Origin of the sequence: Clostridium sp. FP1, from assembly GCF_011065975.2 — a bacterium.
Taxonomy (GTDB): Bacteria; Bacillota; Clostridia; order Clostridiales; family Clostridiaceae; genus Clostridium_AD; species Clostridium_AD tagluense.
Genome location: NZ_JAAMNJ020000001.1, coordinates 470,001 through 485,774, shown reverse-complemented (window position 1 = coordinate 485,774; position 15,774 = coordinate 470,001). Strand labels below are relative to the sequence as shown.

17 protein-coding genes, 2 tRNA genes, 1 riboswitch and 1 other annotated feature are annotated in these 15,774 nt (G+C 32.0%); of the genes, 5 read left to right on the top strand and 14 right to left on the bottom strand.

Annotated elements, in window-relative coordinates; all coding sequences use genetic code 11:
* Positions 1-20: 20 nt before the first annotated feature.
* Positions 21-611 (bottom strand): DUF1836 domain-containing protein, encoded by a 591-nt coding sequence (locus G9F70_RS02445; RefSeq protein WP_164946034.1) that lies wholly within the window; start codon positions 609-611, stop codon positions 21-23.
* A 376-nt stretch (positions 612-987) separates the two neighbouring features.
* Between G9F70_RS02445 and trhA the strand changes: the two genes are divergently transcribed.
* Both trhA and G9F70_RS02435 read left to right on the top strand, forming a co-directional pair.
* On the top strand, positions 988-1,641 hold the full coding sequence (gene trhA / locus G9F70_RS02440; protein ID WP_164946033.1) for a PAQR family membrane homeostasis protein TrhA: 654 nt from the start codon (positions 988-990) through the stop codon (positions 1,639-1,641).
* A 127-nt stretch (positions 1,642-1,768) separates the two neighbouring features.
* Positions 1,769-2,257: a thioredoxin family protein gene (locus tag G9F70_RS02435; RefSeq protein WP_164946032.1), complete on the top strand. Its 489-nt coding sequence runs from the start codon at positions 1,769-1,771 to the stop codon at positions 2,255-2,257.
* A gap of 75 nt (positions 2,258-2,332) precedes the next feature.
* Here the strand turns inward: G9F70_RS02435 and G9F70_RS02430 are convergent, their stop codons facing one another.
* The 12 genes from G9F70_RS02430 to G9F70_RS02375 all read right to left on the bottom strand — a co-directional run bounded on the left by G9F70_RS02430 (position 2,333) and on the right by G9F70_RS02375 (position 12,956).
* On the bottom strand, positions 2,333-3,505 hold the full coding sequence (locus tag G9F70_RS02430) for an NADP-dependent malic enzyme (protein ID WP_164946031.1): 1,173 nt from the start codon (positions 3,503-3,505) through the stop codon (positions 2,333-2,335).
* Positions 3,506-3,589: 84 nt separating this feature from the next.
* Positions 3,590-4,219, bottom strand: a complete 630-nt coding sequence (gene nth / locus G9F70_RS02425) for an endonuclease III (RefSeq protein WP_164946030.1) — start codon at positions 4,217-4,219, stop codon at positions 3,590-3,592.
* Between the two features lie 162 nt (positions 4,220-4,381).
* Positions 4,382-5,341: an L-threonine 3-dehydrogenase gene (locus G9F70_RS02420; RefSeq protein ID WP_164946029.1), complete on the bottom strand. Its 960-nt coding sequence runs from the start codon at positions 5,339-5,341 to the stop codon at positions 4,382-4,384.
* A gap of 103 nt (positions 5,342-5,444) precedes the next feature.
* A complete protein-coding gene (locus G9F70_RS02415; protein ID WP_164946028.1) occupies positions 5,445-6,638 on the bottom strand; it encodes a glycine C-acetyltransferase in 1,194 nt (397 codons plus the stop codon).
* A gap of 286 nt (positions 6,639-6,924) precedes the next feature.
* A complete protein-coding gene (locus G9F70_RS02410; protein WP_164946027.1) occupies positions 6,925-7,632 on the bottom strand; it encodes a lysophospholipid acyltransferase family protein in 708 nt (235 codons plus the stop codon).
* Between the two features lie 38 nt (positions 7,633-7,670).
* Positions 7,671-8,663, bottom strand: coding sequence for a tRNA epoxyqueuosine(34) reductase QueG (gene queG / locus G9F70_RS02405; RefSeq protein WP_164946026.1), 993 nt, complete (start codon positions 8,661-8,663; stop codon positions 7,671-7,673).
* Between the two features lie 14 nt (positions 8,664-8,677).
* Positions 8,678-9,262, bottom strand: coding sequence for a serine O-acetyltransferase EpsC (gene epsC / locus G9F70_RS02400; RefSeq protein ID WP_164946025.1), 585 nt, complete (start codon positions 9,260-9,262; stop codon positions 8,678-8,680).
* 35 nt (positions 9,263-9,297) lie between these two features.
* Entirely contained in the window at positions 9,298-10,209 is a 912-nt protein-coding gene (gene cysK / locus G9F70_RS02395) for a cysteine synthase A (RefSeq protein ID WP_164946024.1), read from the bottom strand.
* 142 nt (positions 10,210-10,351) lie between these two features.
* Positions 10,352-10,611 (bottom strand) — a binding site (T-box leader).
* 185 nt (positions 10,612-10,796) lie between these two features.
* A complete protein-coding gene (locus tag G9F70_RS02390; protein WP_164946023.1) occupies positions 10,797-11,777 on the bottom strand; it encodes an NAD(P)/FAD-dependent oxidoreductase in 981 nt (326 codons plus the stop codon).
* A 142-nt stretch (positions 11,778-11,919) separates the two neighbouring features.
* A tRNA-Trp gene (locus G9F70_RS02385) sits at positions 11,920-11,995 on the bottom strand.
* A 24-nt stretch (positions 11,996-12,019) separates the two neighbouring features.
* Positions 12,020-12,095, bottom strand: a tRNA-Trp gene (locus G9F70_RS02380).
* Positions 12,096-12,335: 240 nt separating this feature from the next.
* Positions 12,336-12,956 carry a CBS domain-containing protein gene (locus tag G9F70_RS02375; RefSeq protein ID WP_164946022.1) on the bottom strand — a complete coding sequence of 207 codons (621 nt, stop codon included), beginning with the start codon at positions 12,954-12,956 and terminating at the stop codon, positions 12,336-12,338.
* 184 nt (positions 12,957-13,140) lie between these two features.
* On the opposite strand from G9F70_RS02375, the gene tsaE reads away from it, so the two are divergent.
* The 3 genes from tsaE to rimI are packed head-to-tail and all read left to right on the top strand — an operon-like array spanning position 13,141 to position 14,751.
* Positions 13,141-13,599 (top strand): tRNA (adenosine(37)-N6)-threonylcarbamoyltransferase complex ATPase subunit type 1 TsaE, encoded by a 459-nt coding sequence (gene tsaE, locus G9F70_RS02370; protein ID WP_164946021.1) that lies wholly within the window; start codon positions 13,141-13,143, stop codon positions 13,597-13,599.
* A complete protein-coding gene (tsaB, locus tag G9F70_RS02365; protein WP_164946020.1) occupies positions 13,596-14,309 on the top strand; it encodes a tRNA (adenosine(37)-N6)-threonylcarbamoyltransferase complex dimerization subunit type 1 TsaB in 714 nt (237 codons plus the stop codon). The genes tsaE and tsaB overlap by 4 nt, the downstream gene beginning before the upstream one ends.
* Positions 14,302-14,751, top strand: coding sequence for a ribosomal protein S18-alanine N-acetyltransferase (gene rimI, locus G9F70_RS02360; protein WP_124997192.1), 450 nt, complete (start codon positions 14,302-14,304; stop codon positions 14,749-14,751). Before tsaB ends, rimI begins: the two co-directional genes overlap by 8 nt.
* 77 nt (positions 14,752-14,828) lie before the next feature.
* Here rimI and G9F70_RS02355 read toward each other — a convergent pair whose 3' ends face one another.
* Positions 14,829-15,470: an ECF transporter S component gene (locus G9F70_RS02355; RefSeq protein WP_164946019.1), complete on the bottom strand. Its 642-nt coding sequence runs from the start codon at positions 15,468-15,470 to the stop codon at positions 14,829-14,831.
* A gap of 88 nt (positions 15,471-15,558) precedes the next feature.
* Positions 15,559-15,737, bottom strand: a riboswitch (FMN riboswitch).
* Between the last annotated feature and the right edge of the window lie 37 nt (positions 15,738-15,774).

Below are 15,774 nucleotides of genomic sequence, written 5' to 3'. Positions count from 1 at the left end.
AATAAGATATATAAAATTTATTATTTTTTATTTAAAAAAATATCAATTAATTTTTCTGCCATTCTCTTTTGCATATTAGCTTTATTAATAAGTAACAGTACCATTAATATTAATTCTATTAACTCGCCATCCGCTTTTCCCATTTCTTTAATTCTACCCTTTATAAATTCCCTTTCTTTATCTATATCACTTACAAAATTTTGATTTTGAACTTCTTTGATATCTAAAAAACTATTGTACAAATTTTCTAATGAAAGACTTGTACCCTTTGGCGCTTTCATATCAATAATAGAATCAAAAATTGTATTAATATCATTAATTGATATACTCTGCTTTAAATTATAAATAAGCATTAACAGTATCATATGCTCATTAGTATATTTCTTGTTTTTTGCTGGCATCAATACTTTACCTTTAGTATAGTTATTAATCATAGTTTTTGTAAGAATCTTATCATCATCATTTCTTTTAAGACTTCCAAGCTTTTCATTAAAGAAAGTTGTAACTTGATCCATATATAAATCTACGCAGGGTATTTCCATTAAAGTAATATCTTTTGTTCCTATAATCTCTTCTACTAATTTATCTAAACTTTCCTTGTTATAATCCATTTCTTTCACCTCTTCTTCATTATATAGTATTAATTACTAGTAATCCACAAATAAGCGTAATCTATATGTACTAGTGCTTCTGAATTACTAGAATTGCTCTAATATATTTGTAGCATTTCTAAGCTATATGTTGCAATTTAATAACAATTTAAATTATTGCCTAAATTCAGTATAAATATGGATAAAATCATTATTGATATATATCGTTTTATATTGTAGTATTAACATGTGTCATACATAGTTATAAAAACCATGTATAGGTTTTTTATAACTGGATACCCTATATTTAACCAGTACATATCACAAAGAGTTTTGTCTTTGTTTTTTATATTATTACCTATAAATAAAAAATTATAAATTAGAAGGAGTGATCCATTTGTTATCAAAATTTAGAGAACCTGTAAGTAGCATTACACATTTAATTGGAGCCATCTTATCCACAATAGGGTTAATACTTCTTATTAAGTACTCTTTAGACACGACAAACGTTCATAACACTATTATCCTTGCAGTATTCGGAATAAGCTCAATCCTACTTTACTGCGCAAGTTCAACCTATCATAAATCTACCTCTTCAAAAAAGGTTATAAAAATACTTAGAAGAGTAGACCATTCTATGATATACGTTTTAATTGCAGGGACTTATACTCCTATATGCTTAATTGCTTTAAAAGGCACTATGGGAACTGTACTTTTTGTAGTTATTTGGCTACTGGCTCTTATAGGAATTATACTTAAGATAGTTTGGTTTGATGCCCCTAGATGGTTGTACACTGGATTTTATATTTTAATGGGTTGGATTTCTATTTTTGCTGTTGTACCTATTATAAAAGCTGTATCCTTAGGTGGCTTTATGTGGCTTTTAGCTGGTGGACTCTTTTATACTATAGGAGGTCTTATATATGCAACTAAATGGCCCAAAATAAATCTTAAGCTTTTTGGATTTCATGAAATATTTCATATTTTTATAATGCTGGGTAGTCTTTGCCTTTATATACTTATGTTTAAGTACATAATGTACATTAATTAGATTTGTATTATCTAGTCACATAAAGAGTCAGTAGAAATATCTTTGACTTGTTATTTATTTTCATGTGCACTATTATTAAATAGTACACTTAAAGTTAATAATTTCACTGAAAGTAGGGATGTTAATTATGATAAATTTATCAAAGGGTCTAACTTTTGAAGAGTATTTGGAAAAATCCAAACTAGAATATGGGGATATACAGCTTATAGCCTATAATTCTACTAGCTTGTCTTCAAGCACTAAAGAATCTCTTAAAAATTTAACTTCCACTATTAATGTAGCAGTTTTTTCTGAAGGATACTGCCCTGATTGTATTGCTACATTACCCTTAATTAAACGAATGGCACAGGAAAATAAAAGCATAAACTTATATTGTTTTCCCAAAAGCGGTTATGAAAGCTTTTTAGAAGAATACACAGGTGACGTTCGGATTCCGACCATTATAACTTTTGATTCAGAAATGAATCCAAAGGGAGCTTATGTAGAGTTTCCAAAAAAACTACTAGAAAAGATGATGTCCTTAAAAATTGAAGAAAAGAAAAATATGGTTAATGATTATAGGCTTGGGAAATATAATGACCTTATTGAAGAAGAACTTTTAAATATGATTCTATGATTTTTATAAAATCCAAAAGCCCTTTAATGTTTACAAACATTAAAGGGCTTTATCCATCAATTTTAAACACTGGCGCTAAATTCTAGCAAGGCCCATCTCTCTTGCAACTCTCGTAACCTCTGTAGCTACAGATTCGCAAACTCGAGGATCAAAAACATCTGGAATTATATAATTTGCCGCTAATTTTTCATTACTAATCAAATTAGCAATTCCTCTAGCTGCTCCCAGTTTCATTTCATCATTAATTTCTTTTGTTCTAACTGCTAGTGCACCTTTAAATATTCCTGGAAAAACCAGAACATTATTTATTTGATTTGCAAAGTCTGATCTTCCTGTGGCCACTACTGCAGCTCCAGCCTCTTTTGCGACATCTGGCATAATCTCTGGTGTTGGATTAGCCATGGCGAAGACTATACTGTTTTTATTCATAGTTGAAACCATTTGGCTTGTCAAGACCCCTGGTGCAGATACTCCTATAAAAACATCCATACCTACAATTACTTCTTTTAAAGTTCCTCTTTCAATATCTCTATTTGTACTTTTAGCAATCTCAGCTTGAGCTGGATTTAAAATAGTGTCACCTTCTACTACTGCTCCATGTTTATCACAAAGTACTATATTTTTAGCACCAGCACTTAATAACAGCTTACATACTGCAATCCCCGCGGATCCTGCTCCATTAATTACTATGTTTACACTTTCTAATTTCTTATTAACAAATTTTAAAGCATTATAAAGTCCTGCTAAAACCACAATTGCAGTACCATGTTGATCATCATGAAATACAGGTATATCCAATTCTTCTTTTAATCTTTTTTCTATATAAAAACATTCTGGTGCTTTTATATCTTCAAGATTAATCCCTCCAAATACTGGTGATATTAACTTAACAGTTCTTATAATTTCTTCAGGGTCTTCAGTGTCGAGGCATATAGGAAAAGCATCTATTCCTCCAAATTTCTTGAATAATAGCGCCTTACCTTCCATTACAGGCAGTCCTGCCTCTGGCCCAATATTTCCTAGTCCAAGAACCGCTGTACCGTTAGTAACTATTGCCACAGTATTTCCTTTTATAGTGTAATCATAAACTTTATTTTTATCTTTTGCGATTTCTAAACAAGGCTCTGCTACCCCTGGTGTATAAGCAATAGATAGATCATGTTTAGTTTCAAGTTTTACTTTCCCCATTACCTCCAGAACTCCCCTGTTTTCTTTATGCATCCTCAATGATTCTTCTTGTATTGACATATGAAACCCTCCTTATTATTATCTAGCATCTATATTAATTACTATTTTAATATTTATTTTTTTATAAATAAGCAATATAAATATCTATTTTCCATTTAAAAATTCACAATATGGTGCTATAGGGCACATATCACAATTAGGCTTCCTAGCTTTACATATTTTTCGACCATGCCATATAATATAATGATGAGCATCACTCCACATTTTTCTAGGAATGTTTTTCATAAGCTCTTGCTCTACCTCTTCTACATTTTTACCTGAGGCAAGACCAATTCTTTTTGAAACTCTAAAAACGTGCGTATCTACGGCAATGGCTGGAATACCAAAGGCATTAGATAATACCACATTTGCTGTCTTTCTACCTACCCCTGAAAGCTCTATTAATTCTTCCATAGTGCTTGGTACTAGGCCCCCATGTTTTTCTAATATAATTTTTGTAGCACCTAATATATTTTTACTCTTATTATTATAAAATCCACAGCTTTTAATTTTTTCTCCTAGTTCCTCTTGTGATAAAGTAATCATAGCTGCAGGTGTATTATATTCCTTATACAGCTCTTTTGTAACAATATTTACTCGATCATCAGTGCATTGTGCTGATAGTATGGTTGAAACTAAAAGTTCATAATGATTGTTGAAATTAAGGCCACACTTTGCACCTGCGTATGTTTCATTAAGAATTTCAAGCACTGTTTTAATTGTTTTCTTATTCATATAAATCACCTACTTTTTACTAGCAAGAATATTTCCTTAGGATTATTCTATCACATTCTATACCAAAATAATTTAATTCTAATATAATTTAATTCTAGAATTATTAATAAAAATACGCTGCTTACCTCATATATGAGGAAAACAACGTATAAATTATAACTATTACTTAGCGCCAATTCCTTTAGCACGTAATTTTTGAAGCATATCGGTAGTCATTTTTGCTAAATCATATTCAGCTACAAATCCCCACTCATTTTTAGCACAAGTTGAATCCATTGAATTTGGCCATGAATCAGCGATTCCTTGTCTTATTGGATCTACATTATAATCCATAATAAACTCAGGCATATGTTTTTTGATTTCAGCCGCTATTTCTTCTGGTTCAAAACTCATAGCTGCAATATTAAATGCATTTCTATGTATTAATTTTGATGCATCAGCTTCCAACAAATTAATTATTGCATTTATTGCATCTGGCATATACATCATATCCATTTTTGTACCACCCGCAATGAATGAGGTGTACTTACCTGACTTTAACGCTTCATAGTATATATCAACTGCATAATCAGTTGTTCCGCCTCCTGGAAGAACTTCATAAGAAATTAGTCCTGGGAACCTTACTCCTCTTGTATCAACACCAAATTTTTTATAGTAATAATCACATAATAATTCTCCTGCAACTTTATTCACACCGTACATTGTCGTTGGTCTTTGAATTGTATCTTGAGGAGTATTATCTTTAGGCGTAGATGGTCCAAATGCGCCTATAGAACTTGGTGTAAAGAACTTGCATTTCACTTCTCTTGCAACTTCTAAAGCGTTTACAAGCCCACCCATATTTATATTCCAAGCTAGCAGTGGTTTTGCTTCTGCTGTTGCTGATAATAAAGCCGCCAAATGAACTAATGTATCTATTTCATATTTTCGGGCAAGGTGAAGCATAGCTTCATGATCAGTTACATCCAATATTTCAAAAGGCCCGGTTGTAACTACAGGACTACCCTCTAGCTTTCTTAAATCTGTAGCTATTACATTTTCACTACCATAAATTCCTCTCATTTTCATTACAAGCTCTGAACCTATTTGCCCTAAGGCTCCTGTTACTAATATTTTTTTCATTACATTACCTCCATATTTAGCTAACAACGCGTAATGTTGCAAACGTTTAATTTAAGCTCATAGGTATAACACCTAATTATTAGGCGTTATACTCTGTTTTTATTTATTTTATTATTTTCATTTCTCTTCCAACTTTTGCATAAATAACTAATGCTTTATCTAACATTTCTTTTGTATGAGCTGCTGTAGGCATATTCCTTACTCTTCCAGTTCCCTTTCTAACTGTTGGGAAGACTATTGATTTTGCATAAACGCCCTCTTCAAAAAGTTTTTTACTGAATTCTTGAGTTTTAACTTCGTCTCCTATTATACATGGAGTAATTGGAGTTTCACTGTTTCCAATATCAAATCCAAGTTCTTTTAAACCCTTCTTCAAATAATTTGCATTTTCCCAAAGTTTATCATGTAACTCCGTACTTTCTGTAAGAATGTTAATAGCTTCAATAGCAGCGCCTGCTGCTCCCGGAGTTAGTGATGTTGAGAATAGGAATGGTCTAGCACGAACCATAAGCCAATCAATTAAGTCTCTTGTTCCAGCTACATATCCACCTACAGCACCAATAGCCTTTGATAATGTACCAATTTGAAAGTCTATCTTATCGGACAAACCAAAGTGATGTACAGTACCTGTACCTTTTCCCATTACTCCTGAACCGTGAGCATCATCTACATATGTTATTAAGTCAAACTCTTCTGCTATTTTTACAATTTCAGGAAGTTTAGCAACATCGCCATCCATAGAGAATACACCGTCAGTAATAACCATTATTTTTTCATATAAGCCTGATTCCACTGCTTCTTTTGCCTTATTTCTTAAATCTACCATATCTGAATGTTCTACTCTTATGATTTTTGCACCAGATAACCTGCACCCATCTATTATTGATGCATGATTTAAGGAATCTGAAAGAATAGCATCTTTTTTATTCATTACTGCTGAAATTGCTCCCATATTACAATTGAATCCTGACTGGAAAGCAATAGCTGCCTCTGTATGTTTAAATTTAGCAAGTTTTTGCTCTAATTTAGTATGGATTTCTAACGTACCATTTATTGTTCTAACGGCACCTGCTCCTGAACCATATTGCTTAGTTGCTTCAACAGTAGCTTCAATCATTCTAGGATTAGTAGCAAGACCTAAGTAGTTATTTGAAGATAGGTTAATTAATTCATTATCACCAATTTTAATAACAGGTCCATTTGAACTCTTTAGTACATTTATTACGTTATACAAACCTTTACTTTTTAAATCATCTAAATTATCTTTTAAAAATTTCCCTAATACTTTACTTCCCATGGTAACATGCCTCCAACCTTTTATTTTGTATATTCTTATAAAAATATATAAGAATTTTATATTTAATCACAAGTTCATTATATATCTTTTAGCTCCAAATGCCAAATTAAATTGCAAAGACCTTACCTTAAAAGCAATATTTCTTTTATTTTTTTATATTTATGATTTTTTTACATCATTGTGAATTATTACTTTCCATTTCCTTATGCTATATAAGACACAATTAAAAAACAAGATTTCGTTTTTTAAACACAACTCTTGTTTTTAAACATTTTTTTATTATTGCCTATTTTAAATTGGAATATACTCCTCTATATTTCTCAGGAAGTAACATAGCTATCCCCCACATTATTTCATGCATGGCCCTATCATGATACTGATTTTTATCTTCATCCACATTTTTAATAGGAAGCATAATCGGCTCACCAACATTAATGTTAACATCTGCATAATTGAATTTTTCTGAGGCCATGTTATTTTCATTAATAGGTAATAATTTTTCTGTTCCCCAAATGCCCATTGGAACAATTGTTGCCTTTGATAATTTAGCCATTAATAAAAGGCCCTTCTTAGCTTCTGCCATTTGCCCACTTCTACTCCTGGTTCCTTCTGGAAAAATCATAATGTTATTTCCTTGTTTTAGCGTATTCACAATTTTAGATATAGCTTCCTTATCTGCAGAATTGGGTTTTATATTTATAGTCTTAGCCACGTGAAACCCTAGTTTAGTAAGCTTGTTATCTGTTAGCTTTACACCAGCAACAAAAGTTACATTATTATCCTTTAATAGCCTATTCATAACTATACCATCAGCATTACTTAAATGATTGCATATAAAAATTATAGGAGATTTAGCTCCAACAATTTTCTCCATTCCAGAAGTTTTTATATTTGCGTATTTATTAATGTATGAATCAATTAATTTATTTGCTATAAATGATACAACTTTATCCGGCAAAAAATCTATTATTCTTAGCACTACTGGAGAAACCATTAAAATCCCACCTTTCATAAAAAATATTTATAAAATTATTATAATTTGAAAAACTTTAAAAGTCTATAATAATAATCCCTTATATAAGGTGATGTATCCTTCTCTACGGTTATAAACTTAACCCTTCCACTGTGAATCGCATTAATAATTGCATTCCTTTTAAGTATATTTTTACCTCTCCACCCACAAGAAGTTATTTTATACTTGTATTTAAATAAATCATTATCCATATTCATTAAAGTCTTTACATCCATGTTTTTCATATATTCATATGGTTTAAACTCACTAATATCACTAAACTGGATTCCACTATTGTATGGGCAAGCTCTTTGACAGGTATCACAACCAAATAGTCTACCATTCAACTTTTCAAACCAGGAATCCTCTATATGTTTTTTTTGAGTTATGTAGGAAAGACATACATTTGCATCATTATTTATTCCTGCTTGACCTTTCACTATAGAATTTGTAGGGCATGCTTCTAAACATCTCTCACAATTACCGCATTTTTGAACAATTGGTTTGTCTGGTAGGATTATTAAATCTGTTATAATCTCACCTAAAAAAACATATGATCCGTATTTTTCTGTTATCAAGGTATTGTTTTTCCCTATAAACCCTATTCCACTATTACAGGCGATGTATCTCTCTGGAAGTGCATTGCTATCCACAAAAGACATAGCTTTTCCGCCCATACCCTCAATGAATTTACAAATTTTCTCCATATACTCGGTTGTAACAACATGATAATCCCTTCCAAGCGTGTATTTAGAAAATTGCGTCTTTTTATTGAAATCTAAACTATATAGATAGGGAAATGCAATGGTAATTATTGTTTTTCCTTCTGGCATATATAAAAATGGATTTATCCTCTTATCTATGCTATGTTCCTCAAACTCATTTTCTAGTCCAAGCTTCTTTCTTGTCTCAAAATAAGGATTTAGCTCATGAAAAATTCTACACTCGCTAAATCCTATTGTATCTAACCCATTTTTTATACAAAACTCTATGATTTCTTCCTTAATGCTCATATTGTCAGTCCTTTTTATATTATCATATCATTATACATTCTTTTAGTCTTCCCTAAATAATCCTTAATCTCTATTATGGGAATAGTTTTCCCAAAAATTATTCTAGCGGGAATACCAACAGCAGTTGCCTTAGCTAATACATCTTTTAAAACTACAGCATTGGCGCCAATTTTACTACCAGGTCCTATTTTAATTGGTCCCAAAATTTTCGCACCAGCACCTACCACCACATCGTTTCCTAAAGTAGGATGCCTTTTTCCGGTGTCCTTACCTGTTCCACCAAGTGTAACCCCTTGGTACAGGGTTACATTATTCCCTATTTCTGTTGTTTCTCCTATTACTACGCCCATTCCATGGTCTATAAATAACCCTTTTCCTATTTTTGCCCCTGGATGAATTTCTATTCCAGTAAAAAACCTAGCTAGTTGTGATAGTGCTCTAGATATAAAATAAGCTTTATGATTATATAAAAAATGAGCTACTCTATATAATATTATAGCATGCGTAGATGGATATAGAAATACTACTTCCACCCAATTCTTAGCTGCTGGATCCTTTTCTAATACATTTTTAATTTCATATTTCAGCATTTTAAGCATATAACTATTCACTCCTACAAAGCAATATTGTTGATTTAGTCATAAATCCCCATGGAGATATATTTTTCTCCTCCGTCCGGTGCAACAGTAACAACTTTTTTGCCCTTACCTATTCTACTCGCAATTTTTATAGCTGCTGCGATATTAGCCCCTGTTGAAATCCCAACTAATATACCTTCTTCACTGGCCATTAGTTTTGCCATTTCAAAAGCCTCATCATCAGATATTTTTATTATTTCATCAACAATGCCAGTATCATAAATATCTGGTGTAAAACCTGCTCCTATTCCTTGTATTTTATGTGGTCCAGGTTCTCCACCTGATAATACAGGAGATTTTTCTGGTTCAACTGCAACTACTTTAATGTCTTTTCTAATTTCTTTTAATCTTCTTCCTACTCCAGTAATTGTTCCACCAGTTCCCACTCCCGATACAAACGCATCTAAGTCCACCACATCTTCCACTATTTCTTCTGCAGTTGTAGCATAATGTTTTTCTGGATTTGCTAAATTAGTAAATTGCTGCGGTATAAAGAAATTAGGTTTTCCCTCTGCTACTTCCTTAGCCTTGTTTATAGCGCCCTTCATGCCCTTGGTACCATCCGTAAGCACAAGTTGTGCTCCATATGCCTTAATTAAATTTCGTCTTTCAACGCTCATGCTATCTGGCATTACAATAATCACTTCGTATCCCTTAATTCTCCCAATCATGGCCAAAGCTATTCCCATATTTCCACTAGATGGTTCAACTATGGTGAATCCTTCTTTTAATAATCCTAAATTTTCAGCTTTTTCTATCATCCCAAGGGCCGCTCTATCTTTTATGCTTCCAGCTGGATTAAACTTTTCAAGTTTCACATAAATATCAGCCATGTCACCCTTAACTAATTTATTTAATTTCAAAACCGGTGTTGCTCCTATCATATCTAAAACGTTGTTATACATCATAATAATATCCCTCCAAATTTAAAATAATTGATTTACTTTAAGATCTATATATATTTCTAAAATTATAAAATAAAAAATAACAATTATATACTCATCAGTGAATTATCTAAAGATTTTTGAGTACAAAAAAAACTCCCTCTAATCTAGAGACGAAGTTTTGCTTCGTGGTCCCACTCTAAGTTATAATCACTATAGTGATTATAACGCCACTTTTTCAAGCACAGCGCTATGCTCTATCCCTATAACGGGGGAACCCCGATGCAGCCTACCATAGGCATATGCCTAATTCGGTGCACAACTCCAAAGGGCACTTCATATAATCTTCCCATAAGAATCTTCTCAGCTTTAGACTCTCTCTCTGTATATTATTCTTATACTACTTTCCTTTTTCTCAGTATTTCCTAGTATTTTAGTATGATTTACTTTTCTTTATTATATTATATTCTTAACATTAAAATATGTCAATACTATTTAGTTATTTTAGTAAATTGCTTTTTTTAATAATTATTATAGAATTTCATCTTAAAATTAGAAATTTTATAATTTTCTACAAAAAAAAACTGTTAGAATAAACTAACAGATAATTCCTAAATATTATATTTTTTTAAGTATTGCGTAGTAACGATACCTATATTTTGGCTTTGATTTATAACACTCTCAGAAAAATCATAACCAAGAGCAACATTTCCACAAGCAAAAATACCTGCTATATTAGTTTGTGATTTTTCATTTAATAGAATTTGTCCTGTCGATGAGCCAATTTCTATTTTTGCTTGTTTTGCGAGTTCATTATCTGGATATAATTTTACAGATAAAAGTAACGCATCACAAGAAATATATTCCTCGCTCCCTTTAATAACTTCGTTATTATCATCTAACTTCACTAAAGTAACGCCTTCAATTCTACTTTTGCCTGCAATGGCAATAATCTTTTGCTTTGTTCTTAATGGTATATTAAAATCATTAAGGGAATTACCCAGTTTTTTATCAAGTTCATCAATATAATCTTTACCTTCAACTATAGCTTTAACATTAGCCCCTTCAATAGAAAGTCTACTTGCCATTTTTAATGCAATATCTCCTGTACCTAATATGATAATTTGTTTTCCTGGCATATATCCTTCTATATTTACAAATTTCTGCGCAGACCCTACAGTATATATACCTGCACAGTTAGTACCTGCTAGATTAGAAAATCCTCTTGGTCTTTCTCTACACCCAGTGGCAATTATTATAGCTTTGGCTTTTATTTTAAAAATTCCATCATAAGTATTCACTGCATTAATTTCTTTAGTAGGACTTAAATTTAAAACCGTGGTGTCTAACTTATATGAAATACCCATTTTATTAACTTTATCTATGAATTTCTGTACAAATTCAGGTCCAGTCAAGTCTTCACTAAAAGTGTTGACACCAAACCCATTATGGATACATTGATTTATTGTTCCGCCCAATTGATTTTCTCTTTCCAAAATCAGGATTTCACCCTCGTAGTGTTCTTTAGCTGAAATAGCAGCTGCAAGGCCTGCGATGCCTCCCCCGATTACTACTATGTCATATTGCTGCATTACATACCCTCCTATTTTAAGGCACCTAAAAAAATGGCCAGTCGATATGCTAGTCGATTTTTGGAAACGCCTAATACTAAAATTTGATAGTCCATTATAAATAAACGTAAAAACCTGTGAAAATAATTTCACAGGTTTTATTTGGCAGGGGTAGTAGGACTCGAACCTACAACCAATGGTTTTGGAGACCACTACTCTACCAATTGAGCCATACCCCTTTATTACGTATAAAATTTTAAAAATGGCAGGGGTAGTAGGACTCGAACCTACAACCAATGGTTTTGGAGACCACTACTCTACCAATTGAGCCATACCCCTAATTTACATTCAAAGTGTATCATGTATCTTTAATAAATGCAAGTGTTTTATATTTAAAGGACATTTCTGAAGGAAAACCTACTACTTCTATAAGTAGGAATTACATACTATAACAAGAAGAAACCTTCTGAGGTCGTTAATATTACAGCTTCCTAGATGATGATTCAACTTATTAAGAAACACAGGTTAAATACCTCATGCACACTCTGCGCTTCTTAATAGTTATTTTATTATTAGCGATTATTCCACTTTAAAACCTGCTGACTTTACTTTTGCAACGATGTCATCAAAATTTTCTGTATCAAGTCTTACAACAATTTCCTTAACCTCTGTAAGACTCTTTGGATCAATAACTACAAAACTAATTATATCACCTTTGTTTTCAGTTATTATTTTTGAAAGCTTAGATATCTGGCCTTGAATGTCATAAGCTATAACAGCTAAACGTTTTCCTTTATTAAGCCCAAATAACTCAGTAAATTGATGAAATATAGCATGGTGTGTAACTATACCTTTAAAATCACCATTATTATCCGCTACAGCAACGAAAGAAACACTTCTTGTCTCTAAAAAATGTGCTGCTTCTTCTGCTTGCTCCATTGGATTAATAACAGGTACATCAGTCCTCATTACATTTTCAACCATAAAATCAGATAATAAGCATTTCTTATCAAGACAATTTTCATAATAATAAGTATAAATTCTTTCTTTTGAAATTGATCCAATAAATTTATTACCCTCAGCCACAGGAATTGATAAAAAATTATTTTGATCCATAATTTCTAAAGCTTTACCTATTGTCACCTTTGGTGTTACCGTAATTAATTTTTCTCTTAATAGCATCAAATTATTAACAAACATTACTTTCCCCTCCTTAATATGGTATATAAGCTATTATACATTATTTTATAATTTATGTGTAAATAATTGTTTTTTATTTTAGAAATATAATTAATAAAAATAAATCCAAATATTATGATCAATCTCCTAGATTACCTTTTCTTTTTTTATTTTTTAGGATAAAATATCTAGTGAGGTGAAACTTATGGAATTTGTAGTAACTACAGTAGAAGAAACTTATAAAATAGGAGAACTAATAGGTGAACTTGTAAATTCAGGTGATATAATCTGCTTAATTGGTGACCTGGGCACTGGCAAAACTCATTTAACAAAGGGAATTGCAAAAGGCTTAGGTATTGAAGACCATGTAACAAGCCCTACTTTTACAATCGTAAATGAATATACGGGTCGTTTAATCTTATATCATTTTGATGTATACAGGGTAAATGATCCGGACGAAATAGAAGCTATAGGCTTTGATGAATATATATTTAGTGATGCGGTTAGTGTTATTGAGTGGGCTAATTATATTGAGGAATTAATTCCACGGAATAATTTAACCATTACCATCGAAAAGCTTCCCGAATTTGGAGATAATTATAGAAAAATCAGCGCATGCTATTCTGATAAAAGATATGATTATATAAAGGAGATAAAAATATGAAGATTTTAAGTATAGATTCTGCTACAGCTGCAGCTACTTGTGCCATTCTTGAGGATGACAATGTACTTGGCGAGATAACTTTTAACTATAAAAAGCAACATTCTCTAATACTTATGCCTATAATCGATGAATTATTTAATAATGTAGGAATGGGCATAGGCGATATAGATGCCTTTGTAGGCTCAAAGGGACCTGGGTCCTTTACAGGCCTTAGAATAGGGCTTTCTACCATTAAAGGACTTAGCCAAGGCACAGGGAAGCCCTTTGTAACCGTATCTACCTTAGATTCCTTAGCATTTAACTTAGCATATACAGATGGCATTGTCTGTCCTATACTAGATGCACTGCGGGATAATGTTTATACAGCCTTATATACTTTTAATAATTGCGAGCTTAACCGCATCACTGACTATATAAATATTTCTATAGATGAATTAATAAATATGCTTAAAGAGAAGAACTGCAATATTTCTTTTGTAGGAGATGGTGTTCCGAAATTCAGAGAAAAACTTATAGAACACTTTCCCAGGGCCAGATTTGCGCCAGCTCATTTAAATTTAGCTAGGGCATCATCCCTAGGAGAATTAGGTCTTAAGTTATTATCTAAGGGAACAGTGGATGATTTATACGGGTCAGTACCTATTTACCTTCGAAAACCTCAAGCAGAGCGAGAGTACGAAGAAAAGATGAGGCAAAATAAAAATGAATAGCGATTTTAAAATTTGCCCAATGGACAAATCGTCTATTAAATCTATCCTCAATATTAGTGAATTAAGCTTTCCTATTTCTTGGAGTTTAGAATCCCTAGAAAGTGAATTAGATAATAAATTTGCTAAATATGTAGTACTCAAGAAGGGTGATTCTATAGTAGGTTATGGAGGCATGTGGTTAATTATAGATGAGTCCCATATTACTAATGTTGCAATTCATCCTGATGCCCGAGGCCACGGTGGTGGAGATTTAATCGTAGAAGCCTTATTTAGAATTTGTAGAAAGCAAAAAGTAACAGCTATAACCTTAGAAGTTAGAAGTTCAAATTTTCTTGCTATAAACTTATATGAAAAACATGGCTTTGAAAAGGTAAGCGTTAGACCTCATTATTATGAAGACAACGGAGAAGATGCAGTAATTATGTGGAATCGTAATCTATAACATAAGCCATGAAAAATATTAATTAGTAAAGGGGTGCCTATAAAAATAGGTACCCCTTTACGCTATGCCATTGTTTTTTATATTTTTGACTGATAATTACCTCGTCTGTTTTTGTATTCTCTCTCTACATTTTCTTTATGAAGTATAGGAGAAACACTTTTATATAGCGCTAGAGTTACTGATGATACTACTATTCCTTTAATAAAAGTAAAAGGAATAATTGACCAAATAATGAAAGAATTCAAATCCACAATATTATGATTTATTTTTGATCCCATTCCTACAACAGCATCTATTGGGAATCCTAATACACTTTCATATAGCGGTAGAACAACAAAATAATTTAATATCCCTGCAAAAATTGACATACAAATTACTCCTATTAATAATGCAACAATAGCTCCACCCTTGTTTTTACGAGCCTTATATATATATCCAGATACTAATACTAAACTTGAGCCTAATAAAAAATTTGCTAGTTCTCCAACGAAAGCTGTTTTAGTAGCTAGCAATCCATGTAATATATTTTTAATGAGTTCAATAATAACTCCTGCTATTGGTCCTAATGCAAAAGCCCCTAGAAGCGCCGGCAGATCGCTGATATCAAATTTTAAGAATTCCGGAAATATAGGTATTGGTAATTCAATGTACATCAAAAGAAAAGCCATAACAGATAAAAGTGAAATTTTAATAAGTTTAACAAGTTTTTCGTCTCTCATTTTTATACCCCCTAATTGAATATGTCTTCTAGGGATGGATATAATAAAAACCCTGACATAGAACTATGTCAGGGCGAATTCGCATATATCACATCTTCTTTTATCCAGACTTTACTGTCGGCTTCGGAATTAAACCATCACCCAAGGGTGCTGTCTTAACGACTTCGGAAGGAAAATCACCTTCCGAAATGTCGTTAAACCGAATCTGCCTTTCGGCTCGCGGGCTTTACCGCCGGTGGGGAAATTCGCCCCGCCCTGAAGATTATCAAATTTTATTTTATAATTTAATTATATCTACATTTAA